The organism is Deltaproteobacteria bacterium, assembly GCA_009930495.1.
Lineage (GTDB): Bacteria > Desulfobacterota > Desulfovibrionia > Desulfovibrionales > Desulfomicrobiaceae > Desulfomicrobium.
In genome coordinates, this window is sequence record RZYB01000198.1 from 1 (window position 1) to 4179 (window position 4179).

Consider the following 4179-nt stretch of genomic DNA (forward strand, 5'->3'; position numbering starts at 1 on the left):
CCATCGGGAGCACAACCAATGGCACGACCGTTTCATTTCAAGTTAGCGAAAATTCTCGAATACCGACGTCAGGTCGAGGACCAGGCCAAGCTCGCCCTGGCCCAGGCCCGTCAAACCCGGGCCGAGCACATGGCCAGGGTTGAGCGTCTGCGGCTTGATTTCCAATCCTGCCTGCGCGAGTTCAGTGCCCACAAGCAACTCACCCAGGCGGATCTCTGGCTCTGGAGCTCCTACCGGGAACGACTTGCCCAAGACATGGCCCAGGCTGAAAAACATCTGACCGAGTTGGACAAGCTGGTTGAAACCCGGCGCAAGGAATTGGTGGCCAAGGCCCTGGAACGGAAACTCCTGGAAAAACTTCGAGCCAAACAGGCGGAAAAGCATGAACACGACGCGCAGCGCAAGGAACAAAACGAATTCGATGAAACAGCCACCCTCCGCCACGGGCGTGCGTCTTACTAGGCTGGCCCAGGCCGCGGCCATGCTGGCGGCCATCAAGCTGGCGGCCATTTGCAGCCTGTGGTTCACCCCGCAAACACCCATCGAACCCGTGTTTCCGCCCATTGTCATGCGCCAGGCCCTGGCCGCGAGAACAGCCCAGGCCGCGGACGCCCCCGCCAACGCCACCCAGGACAATGCCACGGCCCAGGCCTCGAACGCATCCGGCGACGCCCCAGCCACGACCCAGGAGCAGCGTGCCCGCCAGACCGAACTGGACAAGCGCGAGGCCGATTTACGGACCCTGGAACGGGAGTTGAGCGCCAAGCTCGAAAGTCTCAAAGCCTTGGAAAACAAAATCCAGAAAATGATCGACCAGGCCGACGCCATCCGGGACCAAAAAATCACCCACCTGGTCGACGTCTATTCCAATATGAAACCCAAACAGGCGGGACAGGTTCTTTCGACCCTGGAAGAATCCATCGCTGTCAAGATCTTGGCGGGGATGAGCGGTCGCAAGGCCGGAGAAATTCTGTCCTCGGTTGACGCGGCCAAGGCGGCCAAGCTGACCGAAAGCCTGACCAAATTGCAAGTCGGCCAGGACGGTCAGTGATGCCCCGCGTTCGTCTTACCGTGGCCTATGTCGGCACGCGCTACCATGGCTGGCAGATTCAAGAGCGCGGCGACACCATCCAGGGCATGCTCGAAGCCCGGCTCGGCCGTATTTGCCAAGCCCCCGTGCGCGTGCACGGCTCGGGCAGGACCGATGCCGGGGTTCACGCCCTGGGGCAGGTGGCCCACTTCGACGCCCCGGAATCCAAAATCCACATTCCCTGGCAAAAAGCCCTCAATGCCATGCTGCCGAATGACATCGCCATCGTCGAGGCGCGCGAAACGGACGCATCCTTCCATGCCCGGTTTTCGGCCACATCCAAACGCTACAGCTACACGCTCTGGACCGAACCGGCCTTCACCCTGCCCCAACGCGCCCCGTTTGTCTGGCCCGTGCGCGGGCTGGATCTTATTGCCATGGATCAGGCGGCCGCGCTCGTGGCCGGAACCCACGATTTTTCCAGCATGCAGAACGCGGGCACGGACGTGCGGGGCACGATCCGGACCCTGGAACCCATCACCCGCGCGCCGGGACCGCACCCCGGAGAATGGATTTTTACCTTCCGGGCCAACGGCTTCCTGAAGCAGATGGTCCGCAACCTGATGGGACTCTTGGTTGAGGCCGGGCGCGGCACGCTCTCGCCCGGCGATGTCACCCGCATCCTGGAGTCCCGGGATCGCCGCCTGGCCCCGGCCACGGCTCCGGCCCAGGGTCTGTGTCTGGAGGAAGTACATTATGAACCCGGCCAAACACCCGACTAGGCGCGCTCCGCTTCACGGAAGCGCGCCCATCCGGAGGATCCCATGGCCCTGAGCGACCTGCAGCAACTCTTCGTCTACTACACCGCAAGCCAGATGTGGCAACAGGACCTGCTGACCAACGTCTATTTCCAAGGGTCCAGCGTCGGGGCCAACCTGCGTTCCATGCTTCTTGGCCAGCAACCCGTTCAGCCCCTGACCAATCCGTTCGATGAAGCCATGACCGGCCGTCTGCGCGCCGACAGCGCGGCCATGCGCCAAAACGCGGCCAATGTGCGGGAGGCCTCGTCCATGGTCGGCGTGGCGGCCGAGGCCGTGGGCACGATCAAAACCACCCTGGAGGAAATGCAGGCCCTGGCCCAGGGCATCAAGGACGGGACGCTGACCTACAGCGCCGACATCGCCGCCGAATACGAAACCCTGGACGACCGGATCACAAGCATCATCGAAAGTACCCAATACAATGGCATTTCTTTGCTGGACAAGACCAAATGGGGCACGGACCAGATCAGCGCCTCGGGCAACGTCCATATCCAGGCCCTGCCGGACGGCGGTTTCGATGTTACCTTCCGGGATGTCGGTGCCGTTGACTGGGAAGGCGATCTGATCGGGACCGACCTGGGCGCGGCCGGCACCCTGCAAACCCAGCTGGACACCCTGTCCGGCTCTATCGGCGACATGACCACCCTTGGAGACACCTATGCCAAGCGCGCCTCGGGACTGGACTATCAGGCCACGGCCCTGGAATCCCAGGCCGACCTTCTGGATCAGGCCGTGACCGCCCGCCGCCAGACTCCAAAAACCTCCCTGGAAGAAATCCTGCTCGATCTGCTGCTGCGTGATTCCGGAACCCTCGTGGACGAGACAGGGTAGACCGGCACTGCGCCAAGCCCCCCACCAATCTGGGTGATATCCCCCAAAATTTATCCCCAAGCAGATCACCATCATTATTGCAAATTTAATAACATATCGAATTTACTGCTATTTACATTGCCACCATTTCTGGCACGCATCCTGCCTTTCTTCTGAAAAAGAACTCATTCCCAGGAGGACATATGGGACCAGCCCCAGAGGTTTTGGAAAAATTCAAGAAAAAGGCGGAAATTGTCTCGGCCATAGTTTCGGAAGTGGATTCCATGGCCCAGGCCATCGCCTATACCGTCGATCTGTGCGCCCAGAAGGATGCCTGTCAATTGCTCATGAGTGGTTGCGATGAGTCCCTGTCGGACAAAGGGCACGATCTGTGCGCGCTCAAGACTCTTGGCAAAATCATCGCCGCTCCGAAACTGAGCGACACGGACATGGCCGAGCTGGTCAAGCAGGCCGGGGCCCGCGAAATTTCCGTCATCAAGGACGGACTGCGCAAACATCTGGCCGGTATCGATATCGGCTTTACCATGGCCGACTACGGCATCGGCGAGACCGGTACCCTGGTCATTGATTCCTCCAGCGAGGAACTGCGTCTGGCGACCATGATCAGCGAAGTGCACGTGGCGGTCATCCCCAAGTCCCGCATCAGGGCCACGGGCGAGGATATGTATGCCGAACTCAAGGGCTTCATGAACCAAAAGCCGAATTATCTGGCCTTTATCACCGGCGCGAGCCGCACCGCGGACATCGAGCGCGTCCTGGCCTTGGGCGTGCACGGCCCGCTTGAACTGCACATCCTGATTTTGGAGGACAACTAATGCAGCAGGCCAAAAATCTTTCCCAATACAACGAAGAACTGCGCGAGGCGTTGGACAACACCTTCCTGCGCGGCGCCATGGAAAAGTTCGCCACGGCCTATCCGGTGGGCCGGGCCAATGCCTTCCGCGAATACGACGTGAACGAGTTGATCCAGGAAGTGGTCAGGGTCAAGGACGCCGGTCTGACCCGTCTGGACCAGCTTTTCGAGGAATTCAAGGCCAAGGCAGAAGCCAACGGCGTGCATGTGCACATGGCCAAGGACGGCAACGAGGCCAACGAGATCATCGCCCGCATCGCCAAGGACAACGGCTGTAAAAAAATCGTCAAGTCCAAGTCCATGACGGCCGAGGAAACGATGCTCAACCATCGTCTGGAAAAAGACGGCCTGGAAGTGACCGAAACCGACCTGGGCGAGTGGATCATCCAGCTGCGCAAGGAAGGGCCCAGCCACATGGTCATGCCGGCCATCCACCTGTCCCGCTATCAGGTCGCAGAACTTTTTTCCCAGGTCACCCAGCAGGACCAGTCCACGGATATCCAGCGTCTGGTCAAGGTTGCCCGCCGTGAACTACGCCAGAAATACGCCGACGCCGACATGGGCATCAGCGGCTACAACTTCGCCATCGCCGAAACCGGCACCATCGGTATCGTCACCAACGAAGGCAATGCCCGCCTGACCAC

Annotated in this window: 6 protein-coding genes; all 6 read left to right on the forward strand. The window is 60.4% G+C overall.

Features of this window, described 5'->3' with window-relative positions:
- Positions 1–18 precede the first annotated feature (18 nt).
- Positions 19–462 (forward strand): flagellar export protein FliJ, encoded by a 444-nt coding sequence (fliJ, locus tag EOL86_12360; GenBank protein ID NCD26367.1) that lies wholly within the window; start codon positions 19–21, stop codon positions 460–462.
- Entirely contained in the window at positions 383–1051 is a 669-nt protein-coding gene (locus tag EOL86_12365; protein ID NCD26368.1) for a hypothetical protein, read from the forward strand. Before fliJ ends, EOL86_12365 begins: the two co-directional genes overlap by 80 nt.
- A complete protein-coding gene (truA, locus tag EOL86_12370) occupies positions 1051–1812 on the forward strand; it encodes a tRNA pseudouridine(38-40) synthase TruA (protein NCD26369.1) in 762 nt (253 codons plus the stop codon). Before EOL86_12365 ends, truA begins: the two co-directional genes overlap by 1 nt.
- A 42-nt stretch (positions 1813–1854) precedes the next feature.
- Positions 1855–2682, forward strand: coding sequence for a hypothetical protein (locus EOL86_12375; protein NCD26370.1), 828 nt, complete (start codon positions 1855–1857; stop codon positions 2680–2682).
- Positions 2683–2864: 182 nt separating this feature from the next.
- Entirely contained in the window at positions 2865–3497 is a 633-nt protein-coding gene (locus EOL86_12380) for a lactate utilization protein (protein NCD26371.1), read from the forward strand.
- The coding region (locus EOL86_12385; GenBank protein ID NCD26372.1) for a lactate utilization protein at positions 3497–4179 on the forward strand (683 nt) is incomplete at its 3' end. The genes EOL86_12380 and EOL86_12385, both read left to right, overlap by 1 nt.

Excerpts from the sequence above, each read along its gene's own strand:
- fliJ (NCD26367.1), top strand. The coding sequence starts at position 19 with ATGGCACGACCGTTTCATTTCAAGTTAGCGAAAATTCTCGAATACCGA.
- EOL86_12365 (NCD26368.1), top strand. The coding sequence starts at position 383 with ATGAACACGACGCGCAGCGCAAGGAACAAAACGAATTCGATGAAACAG.
- truA (NCD26369.1), top strand. The coding sequence starts at position 1,051 with ATGCCCCGCGTTCGTCTTACCGTGGCCTATGTCGGCACGCGCTACCAT.
- EOL86_12375 (NCD26370.1), top strand. The coding sequence starts at position 1,855 with ATGGCCCTGAGCGACCTGCAGCAACTCTTCGTCTACTACACCGCAAGC.
- EOL86_12380 (NCD26371.1), top strand. The coding sequence starts at position 2,865 with ATGGGACCAGCCCCAGAGGTTTTGGAAAAATTCAAGAAAAAGGCGGAA.